The sequence below is a fragment of the Bradyrhizobium sp. 23AC genome (assembly GCF_054863025.1).
The window spans coordinates 583584-604730 of sequence record NZ_JAVAYN010000001.1 but is presented as its reverse complement, the minus strand read 5'-3'; the positions used below and the strand labels follow the sequence as shown (position 1 = coordinate 604730).

Below are 21147 nucleotides of genomic sequence, written 5' to 3'. Positions count from 1 at the left end.
TGGACCCCATGAACAAGCCCGAAACCACCATCGATTCCGACATCGCGGGGCCAGCGCCGCGCCATCATACCACCCAGGTCAAGGTCGGCGACGTCGCCGTCGGCGGCGGTGCGCCGATCGTCGTGCAGTCGATGACCAACACCGACACCGCCGACATCGACGGTACCATCGCCCAGGTCGCAGCGCTCGCGCGCGCCGGCTCCGAAATGGTCCGCATCACCGTGGACCGCGAGGAAGCCGCGGCCGCCGTGCCGCACATTCGCGACGGCCTCGCTAAGCGCGGTATCACCACGCCGCTGATCGGCGACTTCCATTATATCGGCCACAAGCTGCTGGCGGCCTATCCGGCCTGCGCCGAGGCGCTCGCCAAGTACCGCATCAATCCCGGCAATGTCGGCTTCAAGGACAAGCGCGACACCCAGTTCGCCGACATCATCGAGATCGCCAACAAGAACAACAAGCCGGTCCGCATCGGCGCCAATTGGGGCTCGCTCGACCAGGAGCTGCTGACTAAGCTGATGGACGAGAACACCGCCTCGTCCGACCCGCGCGATGCGCGCGCGGTGATGCGCGAAGCCATGGTGCAGTCGGCGCTGCTGTCGGCGGCGCGCGCCGAAGAGCTCGGCATGCCCAAGAACCGCATCATCCTCTCCGCAAAGGTCTCGGCGGTGCAGGATCTGATCGCCGTCTACGAGGTTCTCGCCAGCCGTTCCGACTACGCCATCCATCTTGGCCTCACCGAAGCCGGCATGGGCACCAAGGGCATCGTGGCGTCGTCGGCCGCGCTCGGTATCCTCTTGCAGCAGGGCATCGGCGACACCATCCGCATCTCGCTGACGCCGGAGCCCGGTGGCGACCGCACCCGCGAGGTGCAGGTCGGCCAGGAGCTCTTGCAGACGATGGGCTTCCGCACCTTCGTGCCGCTGGTCGCGGCCTGTCCCGGTTGCGGCCGCACCACCTCGACCACGTTCCAGGAGCTGGCAAGCTCGATCCAGGATTTCATCCGCGACGAGATGCCGACCTGGAAGACGAAATATCCCGGCGTCGAAGAGCTCAACGTCGCGGTGATGGGCTGCATCGTCAACGGCCCCGGCGAATCCAAGCACGCCAATATCGGCATCTCGCTGCCGGGCACCGGCGAAGCGCCGGCCGCGCCCGTGTTCGTCGACGGCAAGAAGTTCCGCACGCTGCGCGGCCCGACCATCTCCGCCGACTTCAAGGCGCTGGTGATCGACTATATCGAGCAGCGTTACGGCCAGGGCGCCAAGGTGCCGGTGACCGCGGCGGAGTAGGCGTCGCTCGAAGCATTCGAAATTACGGGGCGGGTTGGCGCAAGCAACCCGCCCCGTTTCTTTGTGTGCTGACCGTTCCCGGATTGCGCTTCGCTCCATCCGGGCTACCATGCTTCCAATCAAGAATGATCGGGAGCAACACCCATGAGCTCTTTGTCCGGCAAGCAGGGTCCGCGCTATCGCCACACGGCCGATGACGGCGTGCCGTATGAGACCATCGCGGTCGAAAAGCTCACCCCCATCATCGGCGCGGAAATATCGGGCGTCGACGTCGGCAGGCTCGTCTCCGACGACGCCCGCTCAAATCAGCAGATGGACGAGATCCATCGCGCGCTCGCCGAAAACCTCGTCATCTTCTTTCGCGACCAGCAGATCACGCCACAGCAGCATCTCGCCTTCGGCCGCAAGTTCGGCGAGCTGCATTTTCATCCCGCCGCGCCGCATGAGGACGAAGACCCGGCGCTGATGAAGATCTACGCCGACAAGAACTCGCCGCGCGCCAACGGCGAGGGCTGGCACTCCGACGTGTCCTGCGATCTCGAACCGCCGATGGGCTCGATCCTCTACATCAAGCAGTGCCCGCCGCGCGGCGGCGACACGCTGTTCGCCAACATGTATGCCGCCTATGAGGCACTGTCCGACCGCATGAAGGCCTATCTCGATGGCCTCACTGCGCTGCACGACGGCGAGCCGATCTATCGCGGCCTCTATGCGAACTATGGCGTCGCCGACCGACCGTCCTATCCGAGCGCCGAGCATCCCGTGGTGCGGACGCATCCGGTCACCAACAAGAAGGCGCTCTACGTCAACCGCGGCTTCACCCGCCACATCAACGGCATCCCGCGCGACGAGAGTGACGCGATGCTCGCCTATCTCTACCAGCACGCCGAAAACCCGCTGTTCCAGTGCCGCTTCCGCTGGACCGAGAACGCCATCGCCTTCTGGGACAACCGCTGCACCCAGCACCGCGCGATGTGGGACTACTGGCCGCATACACGCTCGGGGACGCGGGTGACCGTGAAGGGCGAGCGGCCGGTTTAGGTGGCGACCGTCGCCGATTGCTAAGTGATCTGAATCACGGATTTGGCGCTGCCCCCGTTGAATGATGTGGGCTCGCGGTGCTGCTTGCAGGCGCTGCAACCAGCGATATACTTGCGAAGGGCGATTTGGGGGAAATTATGCGCTGGGTGGCGGCTACCATTCTTGCGCTCGTTTTTTACGGGTTCGCGGGACAAGCGCTGGCTGAGAAGCGCGTGGCTCTGGTGGTTGGCAATTCGTCGTACCGGAATGTCCCGAGCCTTCCGAATCCCCGGAATGACGCCGCCGAGATTGCCTCGCTGTTCAAATCTGCAGGATTTTCCGCGGTCGATGCCCGCCGTGACCTCGGAATTTCAGATATGCGGCGCGCGATCAGCGATTTCGCCGAGATGGCAAGCGATGCCGACGTGGCCGTCGTCTATTTCGCCGGCCATGGCATCGAGGTCGACGGTGTGAACTACGTCATTCCCGTCGACGCGAAGCTGTCCCGCGATTTCGACATCGAGGACGAGGCCATTTCCCTCGATCGCATTCTGAAATCGATCGAGCCGACCAGGCGACTTCGCCTCGTCATCCTGGATGCGTGCCGAGACAATCCGTTCTTGAAGACCATGAAGCGAACCATAGCCTCCCGATCGATCGGTCGCGGTTTGGCGAAGGTCGAGCCCGCGGTGTCCGATACGCTGATTGCCTTCGCGGCCAAGGCCGGATCGGTCGCGCTGGACGGCGATGCGAAAAACAGTCCCTTCACGTCCGCGCTCCTGCACAACATTGCTGCTCCCGGCTTGGACCTGCGGATTGCGTTCGGTCGGGTTCGTGACGAAGTGCTGAAGGTCACCAATCGTCACCAGGAGCCGTTCGTCTACGGATCATTGGGCGGCTCCGTCGTCTCGATCGTCGATGCACCGAAACTGCCGCCTCCGCCGACGACGGATGATATCGTGTGGAATGCCGTGAGGGATTCGACCTATCCGGGCGTGTTCGAGGATTTTATCGCGAAGTTTCCGACCACCCCGCATCTGAAGGCGGCCGAGGCGCGGCGCGACGAACTGAGGCAGGCGCAAGCTGCTGCAGCCGCGCGCATACCCCCGCCGCCGACCGCCGACGAAATCGTCTGGGCGGCGATCAGGGATTCGACCTATCCCGCGATCTTCGATGATTTCCTCAGCAAGTTCCCGGCCAGCAAGCATCGAGCCGAAGCGCAATCGCGTGCCAACGAACTGCAAAAGCAGATTACGGCCGCCGCCGCCCGCATTCCGCCGCCTCCGACGGCCGATGAGGTCGTCTGGGATGCCATCAAGGGCTCGACGTATCCGGCAATCTTCGATGATTTCGCCAGCAAGTTTCCCGCGAGCCCGCATCTGACGGACGCACAGATGCGGCGGGATGAGCTTAAAAAACAGATTGCCGCCACGCAGGCTCCGCCGCCTCCCGCCGCAGAGGACATCGTCTGGGCCGCGATCAGGGGCTCGCGTGATCCCGCGATCTTCGATGAATTCGTAAGTAAATATGCGGCGAGCTCGCACGTCGCGGACGCTCGACAGCGCAGGGATGACCTCAGGAAGGAGATCGCTGCCGCTCAAGCGCCGCCTCCACCGCCTGCGCACGAAATCGTCTGGAACGCGATCAAGGAGTCGCATGACCCCGCGATCTTCGAGGAGTATGCCGCCAAATATTCGAACAGTTCGCACCTCTTTGCCGCGTTGTCGCGTCGCGACGAATTGAAGAAAGAGAGAGTGGCGGCGGCAGCACCTCTTCCGCCCCCGCCGACGACCGATGAAATCGTCTGGAATGCGATCAAGGACGGCCGTTCGCCGGCCATGTTCGAAGAGTTCCTCAGCAAATTTCCGGAAAGCTCGCGATCGGCGGAGGTGCGCGAACGTCTGAGGGCACTACAAGGGACGCAGTTGGCCTCCACCAACCCCGCGCTCACCGTCGGTGACACCGCCCCGCCGCGCGAAGGATTGACTGCGCTCGGCATCAAGGCGCTGTCCGATTCGGAAGAGGGCGCCCTGAAGCAGAAGGCCAGCTTCAAGGAATGCGAGAAGTGCCCGGAGATGGTCGTGGTCGCGCCGGGTACCTTCATGATGGGTTCGTCGGACAGCGTATCCAAACGCTCCACGGAATCGTCCCGCCACAAGGTCACGTTCGCGCGTTCATTCGCAGTTGGGCGCTACGCTGTCACATTCGACGAATGGGATGCCTGCGTCGCCGATGGGGGATGCAACGGATATAAGCCCTGGGACAACGGCTGGGGCCGCGGGAGGCGGCCGGCGATCAACATTTCCTGGTCGGATGCCAAGAGCTACGTGGCCTGGCTGTCGGCTCGCACCGGCAAGACCTATCGCCTGTTGAGCGAAGCCGAGCGAGAATATGTGACGCGGGCGGGGACGACGACGTCGTTCTGGTGGGGCGCCTCGGTCTCTCGGGGGCGGGCTAACTACGATGACAAGACCGGACAAGACAAAAACGCAAAAGGTGGCTCTGGGCAAAAGACGGCCCCGGTCGATTCCTTTCAGCCGAATCCGTGGGGCCTTTATCAGGTGCACGGCAATATCTGGGAATGGGTCGAGGATTGCGTCAACGACACTTATGAGGGCGCGCCGACTGACGGCAGCCCCTGGACGAAAGGCCGCTGCGAGCAGCGTGTCCTGAGGGGAGGCTCCTGGGTCAGCAAGGCGGATGCAGTCGAAGCGGGGAGCCGATATGGCGTGCAGTCCGAAGGACGCGTCAGCAACGTTGGATTTCGAGTTGCGAGGTCGCTGAAATAGCTTGGGCCGAACGCATCGGCCTCGCCAGCCGAGATGACACCTTACAATGACACAGTATCTTTTTATTGGAGATTTATGACATGACAAACTACTTAGTGCGGCTGCCAACGGCTTTCTCAATGAAAGTCATCGCGGCGCTCGTCTTGTTCTTCGGAATCCTCTGCGGCGCCCATGCGGGTGGGTCGAACATGTCGCTCGTCGTAAAATCCGGCGAGGCAAAGGAAATCTGCAAATGCGGCGGGCACTGGCGAGTCGACAACAGTGGCAAGGTCTGGCCCGTGAGCATTGAAGTCGTGACTCCGCCGAAGAGTGGCGCCGTGACGACGCGAGTGAGCACCGGGCAACGCAAATTGAGAAACGGAGAGGCCAAGACCGTGCGGCTGACCAGCGTGGTGTACCAATCCAAGAAGGGCTACGTCGGTGAAGACTCCTTCACCTATCGGCGCGTGACGGCAGACCCCACCGACCCGGATAATGGCAAGGTATACACAGTCGCCGTCACCGTCAGGTAATTGCGATGGGGGCGGATCGACGCGAATGATCCGCCCCGTCGGTCCCCGAGAAAGACGGCGGGTGAGGCTTCGCTGACCCGCCTTCGTACCGCCCCGCTGTTCTTGCGTTGACGTCCTCTCACTCTCGCGCCAATCTTCCCGAAAATATTCGGGAGGATCAGCCATGCTCCGCGCCGAGGACAACAAATTCCTGACCGAGTCAGGTGCAGGCACCGGCATGGGCGAATTGTTGCGCCGCTTCTGGATTCCCGTCTTGCTGTCCGAGGAGCTTCCCGAGCCCGATGGCGAGCCGAAGAAGATCGTCGTCCTCGGCGAGGAACTGCTTGCCTTCCGCGACACGCGCGGCGTCGTCGGTGTCATCGACCAATATTGCCCGCATCGCGGCGCCAATCTCTGGCTGGGGCGAAACGAGGAATGCGGCATCCGCTGTGTCTATCACGGCTGGAAATTCGACACCGACGGCCGCTGCCTGGACATGCCGACCTCCTACCCCGACCTCAACGCCAAGGACCTGATCCGCATCAAATCCTATCCGGTGCGCGAATGGGGCGAGATGGTCTGGGCCTATATGGGTCCGCTCGAGGCGATGCCCGAGCTGCCCGATCTCGAAATGGCGCTGCTGCCGGCCTCGCACCGCTATGTCAGCAAGAAATGGCAGGACTGCAACTGGGTGCAGGCGCTGGAAGGCTCGATCGACACCGCGCATTTCACCTTTGCCCATCTCTCCTTCGACAAGGAGGAGAACGAGATCCTGGACATCAAGAAGCACTTTGTGAATCCGATCGCACGGATGTCGAGCGATCAGATGCGCTGGATCGCGGAAGACCCGCGCCCGGTGATCAAGATCAGCCCGCACGAGGCCGGGCTGACCATTGCCGGCGGCCGGCTTACCGGCGGCGACAACATCTATTGGCGCATCGCGCAATTCCTGATGCCGTTCCACGCTTATGCGCCGAGCGCGATGCCGGGCGAGAGCATTTTTGGTCAGACCTTCGTGCCTGTGACCGACACCAATTGCTGGATCTACACCTACGCCTGGAATCCGGAGCGGCCCCTGACGCAAGCAGAGCGCGACGCCTACGACCGCGGCAACGGCGTGATCGCGGAGGTTGACGACAATTACGTTCCGCTGCGCCATAAGGGGAACGACTACCTGATCGACCGCAAGCTGCAGAAGACCAGGAGCTACACCGGCATCAAGGGTGTCTCCGAGCAGGACGCCGCCGTGCAGGACAGCCAGGGGCCGATCGCCGACCGCACCCGCGAGCATCTCGGGCCGACCGATCTCGGCATCATGCATTTTCGCAAGACCGTGATGGATCTGGCGCGGGCGCTGCAGCAGGGCGAAGCCCCGCCGCAGGCGGCGCATCAGGATCGCTATGCGGTGCGCTCGGGCGCCTGCGTCACCAGCAAGTCGAAGGATCTGCCCGCGGTCATGCTCGAACGATTCGGCGATGTAGCGGGCTTCGTCGGGCGGCCCCGCATCGCGGCAGCGGAGTAGGATTTGTCGTCAGGGCGGGACATCGTCGCAATTCTCCTGGTGTCGCTGGTCGCGCTATTGCTTCCGCCGATCGATGCGGGTCTGGCCGCCCCGGCCCGAAAGGTCGCGAAAGCGAGGCCCAGGCCTTCGCCCGCGCCGGCCAAATGCGAGATGCCGAAATTCCGGATCGTCGTGGATGTTGGGCATACGCCGGACTCCTACGGCGCATTGAGTGCGCGCAACGATCCGGAGTTCGGCTTCAACTTCCGTCTCGCAAGACTCATCACGGCGAAGCTCAAGTCCGAAGGCTTTGCCGCAACACGCCTGCTCGTCACGGACGGCAAGGCTCGACCCAGCCTGTTCAAACGTGTCGGCAGCGCCAATGGGTCGCACGCCGATCTCTTCCTGTCGATCCATCACGATTCGGTGCCGGACAAGTTGCTCGAGACCTGGGAATTCGATGGTGCGAAGAGCTATTTCAGCGATCGCTTTTCGGGCCACTCGCTGTTCGTGTCGCAGCGGAATTCGCACTTCGCCACCAGCCTGATGCTGGCCCGGATGATCGGCAGGCAATTGAAGGAGCAAGGCCTGCACTATGCCAGCCAATACACCTTGCCGCTGATGGGCCGTTACCGGCGCCAGTTGCTCGACAAGGATTTCGGCGTCTACCGCTATGACGGGCTCGTTGTCCTGTCGCGGACAAGCAGTGCCGCAGTGCTGCTCGAGGCCGGCTCCATCATCAATCGCGACGAGGAAATGGTGATGAACGCACCCGAGCGGCATGAAACGATTGCGGCGGCCGTGGCGTCGGCCATAGGGGAGTTTTGCACGAGGCGGTAGTTGCTCCCGCCGTCTTTGCGAGCGCAGCGACTGGTCCGCCGAAGCCTCGGCGAAGGCAATCCAGGATGCTTCCGCGGCGGCAGGCTGGATTGCTTCGTCGCAAGCGATCATCGCAATGACGGGCTGCCTACAGCGGCCCGGCCCGATACTCCCTGTTCGCCAAACTCGCCTCCTCAAGATCCAGGTCCCGCTCGATCCGGCGTCTCGTCTCGTCGGTGATCTGGCCGTCGCGCAGGAGGTCGTGGATGAATTTTCGCTCGGCCTCGATCAGGCTGCGGGTCAGCGCGGTGCCGGCGGCGGAAACGTCGTGGCGGGTGGGATCGAGCGAATCCGGGAGCTGGTTGACGCGGATCTCGTGGCGGGCGCGCAGGAGCCGCATCACCTCGTCGGAGATTTCCTTTTCCGCCGTCAACGCATCGAGCGACTTCAGCGCGGCCTCGAGCGCCTGGCGGCGTGCGGCGATCTCGGCCTCGTGCTCGGCGACATGCTCGGTGCGGCCGGCTTCGGCGACGCCGAGCCACCGCACCACCGGCGGCAGCGTCAGGCCGACGCCGATCAGCGTCACGAAGATGACGCCGAAGGCGACGAACAGGATCAGGTCGCGATACGGGAAGGCCTCGCCGCCCGGCAAGGTGAATGGCAGCGCGAGCGCAGCCGCCAGCGACACCGCGCCGCGCACGCCGGTGAAGGCGAGCACGAACGGCCATTGCCATGGCGGCGACGGATCGCGCTCGCGCAGCGACTTGGAGAGGATTCGCGGCAGATAGGTCGCGGGATAGAGCCACGCGAAGCGCGCGATCACGATGATGGTCAGAACCACGGCGGTCGCAATCAGGATGTCGTCGAGCGGAAAGGTCTTCGACTTCTCGTAGAGCGCGCGCATCTGGAAGCCGGTGAGCAGGAACAGCAGGCCCTCGATCAGGTAGATGATGAGGTCCCAGAAGAAGATGCCTTGCAGCCGCGTCGCCGAGGAGATCAGCAGCGGGCCGTTCCAGCTGACATAGAGGCCGCAGGCGACGGTGGCGATTACGCCGGAGCCGCCGACATGCTCGGGCAGCCAGTACGAGACATAGGGCGTGATCAGCGACAGCGTCAGCTCGACCTGCGGATCCCCGGACCATTTGCGGAAGCGCAGGGAGAGCCAGCCGACGCCGATGCCGAAGGCGATCTCGCCGGCGACGATGAGAAGGAACTCGCCCGCCGCCAGCGGCAACGAGAAATGTCCGATCATGATGGCGGCCAGCGCGAAGCGGTAGAGGATCAGCGCGGTGGCGTCATTCGCGAGCCCTTCGCCTTCGAGGATGACGACGAGCCGGCGCGGCAAGTTGAGCCGGCGCGCGATCGCGAGCGGCGCCACCACGTCGGGCGGCGCGACGATGGCGCCGAGCAGGAAGCCGATGGTCCAGGGCAGGCCGATCAGATAATGCGTGGCGGCCGCCACCATTGCTGCGGTGAAGATCACCGCGCCGACCGCGAGCAGCACGATCGGGCGCAAGTTCTTCTTGAACTCGCGCCAGCTCATGGCGACGCTCGCCGAGTAGATCAGCGGCGGCAGCACCATCAGCAGCACCAGTTCCGGCGGCAGCTCAACCGGCGGCATGCCAGGCACGAAGGCGAGGCCGACGCCGGCCAGCATCAGCAGGATGGCGGGGGCGACGTTGAAGCGGCGTGCGGCCAGCGCCACGCCTGCCAGCACGGCGAGCAGGATGAGAAAGGTCTGAAACTTCGCTTCCATGATGGTGTGTCTTGACCCGGAAGCGGCGGCTACGTCAATGCGCGCGGCTTACGCCAGCCGCTCAGTCACCATCCGCCCGATGCGTGCAAAGGCGGCTTCGATCTGCGCCGCATTCGGCGTGCCGCCCTGGGTATAGGCTGCGATCAGGATCGGCGTCGCGGGCTTGGGCCAGACCACCGCGATATCACCCGAGGCGTCTTTGCCGTTGTTGCCGGTCTTGTCGCCGATGGTCCAGGTCGCGGGGAGGCCGCCGCGCAACCGGTTCGCGCCGGTCTTGCAGTTCACCATCCAGTCGGTGAGCAGGGCACGCGAGGCCGGCGACAGCGCCTCGCCCACCACCAGGCGCCGCAAATTTCCTGCCATCGCCGCCGGAGTCGTGGTGTCGTGGGGATCGCCCGGCGGCGAGCGGTTGAGCTCGGGTTCGTTGTGGTCGAGCCGGGATGTGGTGTCGCCGAGCGATCGCCAGAAGGCGGTGAGCGCGGCGGGGCCGCCGATCCGCGCCAGCAGCAGATTTGCGCAAGTATTGTCGCTGAGCTCGACGATCGCCTTGCACATGTCGCTGACCGACATCGCGCCAGCCGCAAGATTCTGTTTGGCGACCGGCGCGTAGTCCAAGAGGTCGGCCTTGCCGTAAGCGATCATGGCCGCAAGCTGCTCCTCGTCGCGGTCGACCCGGGCCAGCACGCAAGCCGCAAGCGAGGCCTTGAAGGTCGAGCACATGACGAAGCGCTCGTCGGCGCGCCAGGCGAGCTTTTTGCCGGTCGCAAGGTTCTCTGCATAGACCCCGATCCGTCCACCGCTCTCGCGCTCATAGGTTTCGAGCTCAGGCGGTGCCTCAGCGGCCAACGCAGGAGAGGCGGCGATCCAGCACAGCGAAGCGAGCAGGGAACGGCGGTCGAGTGGCATGGGGACTTTCAGACAGGTGGGGGCGAGAAATGTGGCGGATGCTGTATCCGCCTCGTCATTGCGAGGCGCGAAGCGACGAAGCAATCCAGTCTGTCTCCGCGGAGGGTCTCTGGATTGCTTCGCTTGCAACGACGGAGGATGGATATCGAGCGCGGCAGATATTGGGCAGCGGAACGTCGAGCAGCCTCACTCCCTCAGGTCATACCGATACGATTTCGACACGATCTGCCAGCCGTCGGCGAGCTTCATCGCCACCAGATAATCGGTGAAGAAGCGCGGCGGCAGCTGGCAACGGACCTTGATGAAGGCGGTCTTGTCGTCCGAACGGTCGATGGTGACGATGAAATCCTCGCGCGGCTTGCCTTCGGCCTTGGCGGAGGCCCGCTTGCGGACGCGGTCGAGCCAGTCGGGTACGGTCAGGACCTGGAGCTCGCCCTTCTCGACCCAGCGCAAGTCAGCGGAGGGATGGAAAATGGTGCCGAGCTTCTCGGCGTCGCCCTCGTAAAGCCCGTCGAAATAGGATTGCACGACGGCTTCGACACTCGAACGGTTCTGGCTCATGGGTCATCCTTTTGCATGATGGCTTGGGCGGAACTTAGTCGTACACATCGAAATGCGCTATGGGTGTCTCTCGCTAATCGCGCGAGGGTGTTGGAATGACCGGATCAGAAACTTCGAACGCTCGTATCCTGATCGGTGAATGCTACTGCCGCGCCGTGCGCTTTGAGGTGGCCGATGCGTTCTCCTATGCGATGAACTGCCACTGCTCGAACTGCCGTCGCACTACCGGCTCCGCCTTCAAGCCGTTCGCCGGCATCGCGCAGGACAAGCTCCGCATTGTCCGGGGAGGGGACCGGCGGATGATTTTCGGCGACGACACCACCCATGACGCCCATTGTGGGCGATGCGGCTCGCTGCTTTATTCCCGGGTGCGGGAAGGACAATGGGTCCATGTCGCCATGGGAACCCTGGTTGATGCCCCCTCGATCCGGCCGAGCGCCCACATCTTCGTGGCCTCGAAGGCGCCCTGGCACGAGATTACGGACAATCTGCCGCAATATCGGGGGCATATTGGCGATGCCTAGGGGGAATTCGGTCTGCACGCCTGTTTGGCAGCGAACCGCGACCGCGCTGGCGCGACAAACAAAGGGGGACCTTCGGGCTGTCGCCGGCGCGGCCTTGGTGACCTCCATCACAAGCGCCGGCACCGGATCCTGCTAAAGCGGTCCCAAGGGGGACCGAAACGTCCCGAACTTCGGAAGTCGTGTCATGCGCAACCTGCTCAGACTCTGCCCGCTTCTCCTCGCCGCCGTGCTGTTGTTCGGCACAGATCCCGCCTTTGCCGGCAACCGCGTCGCGCTGGTGATCGCCAATTCGGCCTATCAGCACGCGCCGTCGCTCACCAATCCCGTCAATGACGGTGCGGTGATGGCGAAGACGCTGAAAGAGGCCGGTTTCAACAGCGTCGATTTCCGGCACGATCTATCGGCCCTGGATACGCGGCGCGTGCTGCGCGATTTTGCCGATGCGACCCGCAATGCCGACATCGCCGTGGTCTACTATGCCGGCCACGGCATCGAGGTCGAGGGCTCGAATTATCTGATCCCCGTCGACGCCAAGCTCGAGCGCGACACCGACGTCTATGACGAGGCGCTCTCGCTCGACCGCGTCCTGGTCGCCGTCGAACCGGCAAAACAGCTTCGGCTGGTGATCCTGGATGCCTGCCGCGACAATCCGTTCGGCAAGACCATGAAGCGCACGGTGGCCGCGCGCGGTATCGGCCGGGGCCTCGCCCAGGTCGAGCCGACCAGCCCCAACACGCTGATCGCCTATTCGGCGAAGGCCGGCTTCACCGCCCAGGACGGCGACGGGGCCAACAGTCCCTTTACGGTCGCGCTGTCGAAGCATCTGACGACGCCGGGCCTCGACGTCCGCCGCGCCTTCGGCTTCGTGCGCGACGACGTGCTCAAGTCGACCGGCAACAAGCAGGAGCCGTTCGTCTACGGCTCCCTCGGTGGTGAGGACGTGCCGCTGGTTCCGGTCAAGGTGACGGCCGCAGCAACGGTTGCGCCCGCGCCGAACCCGCAGGCCGACATCCGCCGCGATTACGAGCTCGCGCTCCAGGTCGGCAACAAGGCGGCGTGGGCCGCCTTCCTCGCCCAGCATCCCGATGGCTTCTATGCGAGCCTCGCCAAGCTTCAAGTCGAGAAAATTGGTGCCGAGCAGGCCCATGCGGCTGCCACCGAGAAGGCGAAACAGGCCGAGGCAGAACGCGATCGTCTCGCGGCGCTTGGCGCGCAGAAGGATGCGCAGGCCAAAGCCGCGGCCGATGCGAAGGCCGCCGAGCAGGCGCAGCTCGCTGCGCAGAAGGCCAAGGAGCAGGCGCAGCAGCAGGCAGCTGCCGCTGAGCAGCAGCGCGTCAATCTCGCCGCTGCGGCCCCGAGCGCGGCGCCGGCCAGCACGGCGAGCCCCGCCGGCAGCAACGTTGCCTCTCTGACGCCGGCGACCGCGCCGGCCGATCTCAGCCGTTCGGTGCAGACCGAGCTCGGCCGCGTCGGCTGCTTCTCGGGCTCTGCCGACGGCAATTGGAGCACGTCCTCGCAGCGCTCGCTGTCGCAGTTCAACCGCTATGCCGGCACCAAGCTCGACGTGAAGGTGGCGAGCACGGATGCGCTGGATGCGGTCAAGGCCAAGCCGTCACGCGTCTGCCCGCTGGTCTGCGAGCACGGCTTCAAGGCCGATGGCGACAAGTGCACCAAGATCGTCTGCCGTGAGGGCTATGCGGTCAACGACGACAATGAGTGCGAGAAGAAGCGCGCCGCCAAGCCGGCCAAGCCTGCAACGGCGAAGCGCGACGACGGTGATGAACGTCCCGCCCGGCAGCGTCCTCAGGCCGGCGGCGCGGCGGGCGGCTATGGTGCCGCGGCCGGCATTGCTGCTGCTGCCGGCGCCGGTCGCGCCGCTGGTGGCGGGCAAGTCATCTGCAATAGCACTGGCTGCCGCCCGGTCAGCCGTGGTTGCCACCTCGAATATCGCGGCGGCGGCGGCCCCGGCAACGATGCCAATGCCGAGGTGTGTCGTTAGGGCATGCATGATCCAGATCGTCGTCCCGAAAGGCCGGGACGACGTCAGGTCGCAATCGCGCTCGCCGCGATGTTGACCGTCAGTGCCAGCAAGGCTGTGTTGTAGATGAACGACACGATCCCGTGCGCCGTGGCCGTGCGGCGGATCGTCTTGTCGGTGATGCCGACATCGGAGACCTGCGCGGTCATGCCGATCACGAACGAGAAATAGACGAAGTCCCAATAGTCGGCGTGGTCTTCCTTGTCGCCGCTCGGGAACTGAAGACCACCCGGCTTGGCGTTCCGATAATAATCATGCGCGTAATGCAGCGCGAAGGTCGTGTGCACGGCGGCCCATGACAGCGCGATGGTGCTGATTGCGATGGTCAGCTCCAACACGCCCCGATGCGGTGTGCCGAGTTCTGAGACGATCGCGGCGATGCTGGCGAAGGCGCCGGTCGCCGTCACCAGCAGGATCACGAAACGGCCGTCGTCCTGCATCGCGGCGGCGCGCCGGATGTGGTGATGGTCGTTGCAAAGCATCATTGCGTAGACCAGCACGAGATAGACCGCGATCAGCGCATCCCAGCCGAACAGGAGCCGTGTCACCAGCCGGTGCGAGCCCGGCAGCAGCAGACAGACCAGGAGGCCGGCCGCGAGCGCGATGAAGGTCCGCGGCCGCGCGTAAAGCAGCCGCATCGGCCGCGACATCTGGCGGAAGCGGACGAGGACGGGATCTTCTTTGCCCTCGGCCGCCATCGATGCGTGTCAGCTCTTCCGCTCGGCGACAAACCGCGCGGCGGCCTGCAGCACGGCGGCGCGATCGCCGAAGATCGAGACCGCGCTGTCGGCCCGCGCAAGCAGGTCGCGCACGCGCTGCTTGGCGCCTTCGATGCCGAGCTGGGTGACGAAGGTGGTCTTGCCGAGTGCGGCATCGGCGCCGGCCGGCTTGCCGAGCGCGGCTGCATCGCCTTCGACGTCGAGCAAATCGTCGGCGATCTGGAAGGCTTCGCCGAGCGCGCGGCCGTAATCGTCGAGCGCCTGATATTCTTTCTGCGACGCCTGGCCGAGGATCGCGCCGGCGATGCAGCCGTAACGCAGAAGCGCGCCGGTCTTCATCTGCTGAATGCGGGCGACGTCGATCGGCTCGTTGCCGCCAAAGCGGCCTTCGCCGGCGAGGTCGAGGATCTGGCCGCCGACCATGCCGCCGATGCCGGCGCAGCGCGCCAGCGCGCGCGTCAGCAGCAGCCGCACATTGGCGTCCTGATGAATCTCGTCGCGGGTGACGATGTCGAAGGCGAGCGTCAGCAGACCGTCGCCGGCGAGGATCGCGGTCGCGTCATCGGTCTGCTTGTGCAGGGTCGGGCGGCCGCGGCGCAGGTCCGAATTGTCCATGGCGGGCAGATCGTCGTGGATCAGCGAATAGCAGTGGATGCACTCGAGCGCGGCGCCGACGAGCAGCGCGGCTTCACGGGGAACACCGAACACAGCCGCGCTCTCGACCACCAGGAACGGGCGCAGACGCTTGCCGCCGTTCAGGCTCGAATAGCGCATTGCGTCCATCAGTCGCTTGGGCCGGGCGATCTCATCGTGCAGGATGTCGTCCGACAACAGGCGCCCGAGCAGGGCCTCGGTGTCATCAGCGGTCTTGTCCAGACGCTTGGCGAAATCGGACGGGGACGTGCCGGTCATCAAGAAGGGCTCCAGAACTAAAATTCGGCGGGACAATCCTTTATGCGCCCGCCCCAGTCAATCGTTTGGAAGGCCTAAAAAGTGCTGGAAAAGGCCCGAATTATCACAGACTTAATGGGGAGAGCCGTGGCCGCGTTTCGTTCCATGCCGGAAAGGTCGATTTGCGCATCGTCAAAATCCTGCTGGTAGCGCTCGCGGTCGTCATTCTCGCGCCCTATGTGATCGCGCCCTTCTACCGCGCTGGCCATCCGGTTTCGACGCTGATGGCGTGGCACTCGCTTCGCGGTGCGCCGATGCAGCGGGAATGGATCGATCTGGCGGCGATGTCGCCCTCGCTGCCGCGATCGGTGGTTGCAGCCGAGGATGCCCATTTCTGCAAGCATCACGGCATCGATTGGGGCGCGTTGCGCGAAGCGATCGACGACGCACAGGAGGATGGTACGCCGTTCCGGGGCGCCTCCACGATCACCCAACAGGTCGCGAAGAATTTGTTCCTCTGGCAGGGCCGGGATTTCGTCCGCAAGGCGCTCGAATTCCCGCTGGCGCTCTGGATCGATCTCGTCCTGCCCAAGCCGCGGATCCTGGAGATTTACCTCAACATCGCCGAGCTCGGCCCGCAGGGCCAGTTCGGGGTGGGGGCGGCCAGCGCCTATGCCTTCGGCAAATCGGCCGCCGGCCTCTCCCCCCGGGAGGCAGCCCTTCTGGCCTCGATCCTGCCGAATCCGGTCAAACGCAGCGCCAAAACCCCCGGCCCGGGCGTCCGGCGGCTGGCCGGGACCTATGTGGCAAGGGCGCAGGCCTCTTCGCTTGCGACCTGCTGGCGGGAAAATCGCTGATTTTGGGCCCTTTCCGGGCGTATTTTCCGGCCCAAGAGCCTAGCTTTGCGGCCAGCCTTCCTCTATAAGCGCGGCCTTGATCGGCATTCAGCTCGCCTCGGATTGCGGGTGCTGAGCCGTCCCTCGCGGACGATGCCCTGATAACACCAATCCCTAGAGGATATTGAAATGGCCGTTCCGAGAAGAAAAACCTCGCCGTCGCGCCGTGGCATGCGCCGCTCGGCAGACGCCATCAAGAAGCCGACCTATGTGGAAGACAAGGACTCCGGCGAGCTGCGTCGTCCGCACCATCTCGACCTCAAGACCGGCATGTACAAGGGCCGTCAGGTCCTGAAGAAGAAAGAGTCCTGAGTTAAGGACCTTTCTCCAGGCAGGATAATTGGGCCTGCCTGATTTCGGCCAACCCATGAGATATGACAGTGGCGGCGGCGGAGCTAATGCTTCGCCGCCGCATTGTCCTGTCTGGATATCTTGATCGAGAAGGCATTTCGCCGATGGTCGGTTTCCCGCTGCTTCTGATTCCGCTCGCGGTCTACAACATCATCGCCTTCCTGATGCCAACCGTGTCCTTCACGGATGTGCTGTTCAAGGTGCCGATGGTGTCAGGCGAGACCTGGCCGATCACGCTTGCCGACGTGATGCTGGCGCTTGGTATCGTGCTGCTGCTGCTCGAAGTTATTAAGGGCGCGCGGCCCGGCTCGAAATTCCTGATGGATCATCTGCTGTCACTGATCCTGTTCGGCGCGGCCGCTGCCGAATTCGTGATGTGGCCCAAATTCGGCAACTCGACCTTTTTCCTGCTGGTGCTGCTCGCGATGGCCGATTTCCTCGGCGGAATTGCCCAGCGCACGCGCCGCCGCGTCACCTATGTCGCCGAGACAACGGTGCCGGCGCCACGCAAGGCCAAGCGTCAGGTGGAAGCTCCGGTGGGCGATGCCGCGGCCGAGCCCAAGTTCGAGCCGGTGTCCGCGCCGATCGCAGCACCGGCGGCACCGCCCGCGCCCTCGGCACAGTCGGTCGCCGAATCCGTGTTGATGGATCCTCCCGCACCGAAGCCGGTGCAGAGCACGCCCTCGCCGGAAGTCCCCTCGCCGCATTTGCAGCCGGGTGACGGCACGTCTCCGTCCCCCGACACGCCGCCGCGCTGATCGATCTCAAGCCACCTGCCGCGTGCGCGCGCTGACGCTTTGCAGCGGGCGCTTGCCGCCATAGGCCGTCTGCGCATCCTCGGAAGAGGCGCGACGCAGCCGGCTTGCCTGAGGCAGGTGTTCGGCATTGGCGATCAGCTGGGCGACGAAGCTCGGATCGGGGCGCGGCAACGGCGTCTTGTGGACCCATTGCAAAACCGGCAGTAGCGGCACCAGGGCTGTACCCGTGCCGTTTTCCGCCGCGTCCGATCGATCGGTACTCAACATCGCTATCACCGTTGATCCGGCAGAGCCTGTCGCGTTTCGGGACGCTGGCGCCGGGTGCGTGTCAGTACTCGCAAGGCCTATGCCGGACGGGCCGGTTTGGTTCCCCCGGCCTGTAGAAACGTGGTTTCCAAATTGTTTATCAACTTTGCCTAGGGTTGGGGACGAATCTAGCTCTATCCTGTGTCAGCTCAGGACTTTCCCGCTGTCCCGAAACGAGGCGATTTTGACCCCCGCATTACCGCAAGCCTCCGACATCCTGGCCGCCCTCGGCCAGGCCGTGTTTGCCTGGGACATCGGCAGTGATGCGATCGTCTGGGGTGACCAGGTCGCCAGCGTCTTTCCCGGCATTCCCGCCGAGCGGCTGGCGACGGGCGCCGAATTTGCCAAGCTGATCGAGCCCGCGTCATCGCTGCGGACCGCTGCGTTGGCACAAGCCTACGCCGTGCATGGTGCCGACGGCACGCCCTACCGGGTCGAGTACGGCGTGCGCATGAGCGCCGCCGATCCCGTGATCTGGATCGAGGAGACCGGCCGCTGGTTCGCCGGCCCCGACGGCCGCCCGGTGCGCGCGATCGGCTCGGTCCGAATCAACAATGAACGCCACGCCCGCGACGAGGAGCTGACCAAGCTCGCCCGGCTCGATCCGCTGACCGGCGAGCTCAATCGCTCTCATCTGATTGCCGCGCTGGCCGAGGCGATCGAGGAGACGACCCGCTTCCGCTCGACCGCGGCCTTCATGTTGGTCGGCATCGACCATCTCGCCCGCGTCAACGACGCCTTCGGCTTCGACGTTGCCGACGCCGTGATCCTCGACATCGCCAAGCGCATCCGCTCGCGCCTGCGCGGCGGTGACGTGCTCGGCCGCTTTTCCGGCAACAAGTTCGGCCTGATCCTGAAGAACTGCACCGTCGACGACATGAATGTCGCCGCCGAGCGCTTCCTCGCCGGCATCCGCGACGAGGTGGTGCCGACCAAATCCGGTCCGGTCTCGGTCACCGCCTCGATCGGCGCGGTCAGCGTACCGCGCTATGCCCGCAACACCGACGAGGCCGTCAACCGCGCCCATGAGACGCTGGATGCCGCGAAGCGCCGCCGCGTCGGCTCGTTCGCGGCATGGCGTCCGGATGCCACACGCGACGCCCAGCGCCGCGTCAACATCCGCGTCACCGACGAAATCGTCACCGCGCTGAACGAGCGCCGCATCAAGCTCGCCTATGAGCCGGTGGTTTCGGCCGGCTCGCGCGAGCGCGCATTCCATGAATGCCTGGTGCGGATGGACCAGGGCGACGGCCAGGTGCTGCTCGCGCCCGACATCGTGCCGGTCGCCGAACGGCTCGGCCTGATCCGCCTGGTCGATCACCGTGTGCTCGAGCTCGTGGTGGCCGAGCTCGCCGCCGCGCCCGACATCTGCCTCAGCCTCAACATCTCGCCGGATACGACCATGGATCCGGACTGGTGGGCGGGCATCGAATCGCTGATGCAGGCCCATCCCGGCGTTGCCGAGCGGCTGATCGTCGAGATCACCGAGACGGTCGCGATCCAGGACATCGATGACGTCCGCGCCTTCGTTGGCCGCCTCAAGCATTTCGGCAGCCGTATCGCCATCGATGATTTTGGCGCCGGCTACACCTCATTCCGAAACTTGCGCAAGCTCGGCGTGGATATCGTGAAGATCGATGGTGCGTTCGTGCAGAACATCACCCATTCCGCCGACGACCGCGCCTTCGTGCAGACCCTGATCGATCTCGCCCGCCGCCTCGACATCAAGACCGTCGCCGAATGGGTGCAGGACGAAGAGGCCGCAAGCATGCTGCGCGACTGGGGCTGCGACTACATCCAGGGCCGCCTGATCGGGCTGGCATCCGGCGAGCGTCCGTGGGGGGCTTCAACGGATAGTGCGCTTCCTGCTGCATGCTGAGGTCTCGTAGGGTGGGCAAAGGCGCACTTGCGCCGTGCCCACCATTCCTCCGTAATGGATACAGATCGTGGGCACGCTTCCGCCTTCGCTCTTCGAGCTACGGCGGACAAGTCGCTTTGCCCACCCTACGAGACCTCCTCACGCCCCCTCATCCAGCGCCACCAGCTCGCGCTTCTTGCGCAGCGACGGCAATAGCGGCGCGATCAGCAGCACCAGGGCAAACACAAGACACGCCCCCGAGATCGGCCGCTGCACAAAGGTCCAGAGATCGCCCTGCGACAGGATCAGCGACTTGCGCAGATTGTTCTCCATCATCGGTCCCAGCACGAAGGCCAGCACCAGCGGCGCCGGTTCATAGCCGAGCTTGCGCATGAAATAGCCGATGATCCCGAACGCGATCATCACATAGACATCGAACACATTGTTGCTGGAGCAGTAGACGCCCAGGATCGTGAACAGGATGATCAGAGGGAACAGGATATTGTAGGGCAGCTTGAGCAGCTGCACCCACATGCCGATCATCGGCAGGTTCAGGATCAGCAGCATGACGTTGCCGATATACATGCTGGCGACGATGCCCCAGAACAGGCCCGGGTTCTGCGTGATCAGCAGCGGCCCCGGCTGCAGGCCGTGAATGACGAAGGCGCCGAGCAGCAGCGCCATCACCACATTCGGCGGAATGCCGAGCGTCATCAGCGGAATGAAGGCGCCGCCCGCCGCGGCGTTGTTCGCCGATTCCGGTCCGGCGACGCCTTCGATCGCGCCATGGCCGAAGCGCTCCGGCGTCTTGGACAGCCGCTTCTCCAGCGCGTAGGAGGCAAACGACGCCACCACCGCGCCGCCGCCCGGCAGGATGCCGAGGAAGAAGCCGAGGATGGTGCCGCGCCCGACCGGACCTGCACTCGCTTTCCAGTCCTCCCTGGTGGGCAGAAGATGGGTGATCTTGGTGTTGATGATGTCGCGCTTGATCGCCTGCTCGGTGTTGAGCAGCACCTCGGCAACGCCGAATAGGCCCATCACGACGGGCACGAGCCCGATGCCGTCGATCAATTCCATGCGGCCGAAGGTCAGGCGCGGCTGCGCCGTGATGCTGTCGAGCCCGATCAGTCCGAGCACGACGCCGATGCAGGCCATCAGCAATGCCTTCGGCATCGAGCCCTGGGTGAGGAAGGTGAGCACCACTAGGCCGAGCACCATCAGGCTGAAATATTCGGCCGGGCCGAACGCGATGGCGACGCTGGCAAGCTTCGGCGCGACCAGCATCAAGGCGATCAGCGCGAACGTGCCGGCAATGAAGGAGCCGAAGGCGGAAATGCCGAGTGCAGGGCCAGCGCGTCCCTGCTTCGCCATCTGATGGCCGTCGATGCAGGTGACGACGGAAGCTGCCTCGCCGGGGATGTTGACCAGGATCGAGGTGGTCGAGCCGCCATACATCGAGCCGTAATAGATGCCAGCCATCATGATGATGCCGGATTCCGGCGTGCCCGACAGCGTCACGGGCAGCAGGAGCGACATCGCAGAGATCGGCCCGATACCCGGCAGCACGCCGACCAGCGTTCCGATGAAGACGCCGATGAAGCAGTAGAGCAGGTTGACCGGGAGCAGCGCGACGCCGAACCCATGCGCGACATTGACAAGCGTATCCATAGG

19 protein-coding genes are annotated in these 21147 nt (G+C 64.5%); 12 read left to right on the top strand and 7 right to left on the bottom strand.

Annotated elements, in window-relative coordinates; genetic code table 11:
• The first annotated feature begins 8 nt into the window (after positions 1-8).
• The 6 genes from ispG to RAD10_RS02775 all read left to right on the top strand — a co-directional run bounded on the left by ispG (position 9) and on the right by RAD10_RS02775 (position 7933).
• Positions 9-1292: a flavodoxin-dependent (E)-4-hydroxy-3-methylbut-2-enyl-diphosphate synthase gene (gene ispG, locus RAD10_RS02800; RefSeq protein ID WP_461616239.1), complete on the top strand. Its 1284-nt coding sequence runs from the start codon at positions 9-11 to the stop codon at positions 1290-1292.
• Positions 1293-1436: 144 nt separating this feature from the next.
• Positions 1437-2333: a TauD/TfdA dioxygenase family protein gene (locus RAD10_RS02795; protein ID WP_461616238.1), complete on the top strand. Its 897-nt coding sequence runs from the start codon at positions 1437-1439 to the stop codon at positions 2331-2333.
• A gap of 137 nt (positions 2334-2470) precedes the next feature.
• Complete coding sequence (locus RAD10_RS02790) at positions 2471-5101, top strand: SUMF1/EgtB/PvdO family nonheme iron enzyme (protein WP_461616237.1); 2631 nt, start codon at positions 2471-2473, stop codon at positions 5099-5101.
• Between the two features lie 80 nt (positions 5102-5181).
• Positions 5182-5613, top strand: a complete 432-nt coding sequence (locus RAD10_RS02785; RefSeq protein ID WP_461616236.1) for a hypothetical protein — start codon at positions 5182-5184, stop codon at positions 5611-5613.
• A gap of 163 nt (positions 5614-5776) precedes the next feature.
• On the top strand, positions 5777-7114 hold the full coding sequence (locus tag RAD10_RS02780) for a Rieske 2Fe-2S domain-containing protein (protein ID WP_461616235.1): 1338 nt from the start codon (positions 5777-5779) through the stop codon (positions 7112-7114).
• 3 nt (positions 7115-7117) lie between these two features.
• Entirely contained in the window at positions 7118-7933 is an 816-nt protein-coding gene (locus RAD10_RS02775) for an N-acetylmuramoyl-L-alanine amidase (protein ID WP_461616234.1), read from the top strand.
• Positions 7934-8060: 127 nt separating this feature from the next.
• Here the strand turns inward: RAD10_RS02775 and RAD10_RS02770 are convergent, their stop codons facing one another.
• From RAD10_RS02770 to RAD10_RS02760, 3 genes are all read right to left on the bottom strand, one after another.
• The gene (locus RAD10_RS02770) at positions 8061-9668 is read right to left on the bottom strand and encodes a Na+/H+ antiporter (protein ID WP_461616233.1); all 1608 of its coding nucleotides are present in this window, start codon (positions 9666-9668) and stop codon (positions 8061-8063) included.
• A gap of 48 nt (positions 9669-9716) precedes the next feature.
• Complete coding sequence (gene bla / locus RAD10_RS02765; protein ID WP_461616232.1) at positions 9717-10574, bottom strand: class A beta-lactamase; 858 nt, start codon at positions 10572-10574, stop codon at positions 9717-9719.
• A gap of 186 nt (positions 10575-10760) precedes the next feature.
• Entirely contained in the window at positions 10761-11135 is a 375-nt protein-coding gene (locus tag RAD10_RS02760) for a nuclear transport factor 2 family protein (RefSeq protein WP_094894613.1), read from the bottom strand.
• 95 nt (positions 11136-11230) lie between these two features.
• Between RAD10_RS02760 and RAD10_RS02755 the strand changes: the two genes are divergently transcribed.
• Both RAD10_RS02755 and RAD10_RS02750 read left to right on the top strand, forming a co-directional pair.
• Positions 11231-11659 (top strand): GFA family protein, encoded by a 429-nt coding sequence (locus RAD10_RS02755; protein WP_461616231.1) that lies wholly within the window; start codon positions 11231-11233, stop codon positions 11657-11659.
• A 184-nt stretch (positions 11660-11843) separates the two neighbouring features.
• Entirely contained in the window at positions 11844-13658 is a 1815-nt protein-coding gene (locus RAD10_RS02750) for a caspase family protein (RefSeq protein WP_461616230.1), read from the top strand.
• Between the two features lie 44 nt (positions 13659-13702).
• On the opposite strand, the gene RAD10_RS02745 is transcribed toward RAD10_RS02750, so the two are convergent.
• The gene (locus tag RAD10_RS02745; RefSeq protein ID WP_461616229.1) at positions 13703-14395 is read right to left on the bottom strand and encodes a DUF1345 domain-containing protein; all 693 of its coding nucleotides are present in this window, start codon (positions 14393-14395) and stop codon (positions 13703-13705) included.
• A 9-nt stretch (positions 14396-14404) separates the two neighbouring features.
• The gene (locus RAD10_RS02740; protein WP_461616228.1) at positions 14405-15328 is read right to left on the bottom strand and encodes a polyprenyl synthetase family protein; all 924 of its coding nucleotides are present in this window, start codon (positions 15326-15328) and stop codon (positions 14405-14407) included.
• A gap of 161 nt (positions 15329-15489) precedes the next feature.
• Here RAD10_RS02740 and mtgA point away from each other — a divergent pair, with 161 nt between their 5' ends.
• The 3 genes from mtgA to RAD10_RS02725 all read left to right on the top strand — a co-directional run bounded on the left by mtgA (position 15490) and on the right by RAD10_RS02725 (position 17312).
• Entirely contained in the window at positions 15490-16164 is a 675-nt protein-coding gene (mtgA, locus tag RAD10_RS02735) for a monofunctional biosynthetic peptidoglycan transglycosylase (protein ID WP_461616227.1), read from the top strand.
• A gap of 168 nt (positions 16165-16332) precedes the next feature.
• Entirely contained in the window at positions 16333-16515 is a 183-nt protein-coding gene (gene rpmF / locus RAD10_RS02730) for a 50S ribosomal protein L32 (protein ID WP_007598106.1), read from the top strand.
• A gap of 143 nt (positions 16516-16658) precedes the next feature.
• Complete coding sequence (locus tag RAD10_RS02725; protein WP_461616226.1) at positions 16659-17312, top strand: hypothetical protein; 654 nt, start codon at positions 16659-16661, stop codon at positions 17310-17312.
• A gap of 6 nt (positions 17313-17318) precedes the next feature.
• Here RAD10_RS02725 and RAD10_RS02720 read toward each other — a convergent pair whose 3' ends face one another.
• Positions 17319-17579 (bottom strand): hypothetical protein, encoded by a 261-nt coding sequence (locus RAD10_RS02720; protein ID WP_038970702.1) that lies wholly within the window; start codon positions 17577-17579, stop codon positions 17319-17321.
• Between the two features lie 223 nt (positions 17580-17802).
• On the opposite strand from RAD10_RS02720, the gene RAD10_RS02715 reads away from it, so the two are divergent.
• On the top strand, positions 17803-19497 hold the full coding sequence (locus RAD10_RS02715) for an EAL domain-containing protein (RefSeq protein ID WP_461616225.1): 1695 nt from the start codon (positions 17803-17805) through the stop codon (positions 19495-19497).
• Between the two features lie 138 nt (positions 19498-19635).
• On the opposite strand, the gene RAD10_RS02710 is transcribed toward RAD10_RS02715, so the two are convergent.
• On the bottom strand, positions 19636-21144 hold the full coding sequence (locus RAD10_RS02710; protein ID WP_461616224.1) for a tripartite tricarboxylate transporter permease: 1509 nt from the start codon (positions 21142-21144) through the stop codon (positions 19636-19638).
• Positions 21145-21147 lie beyond the last annotated feature (3 nt).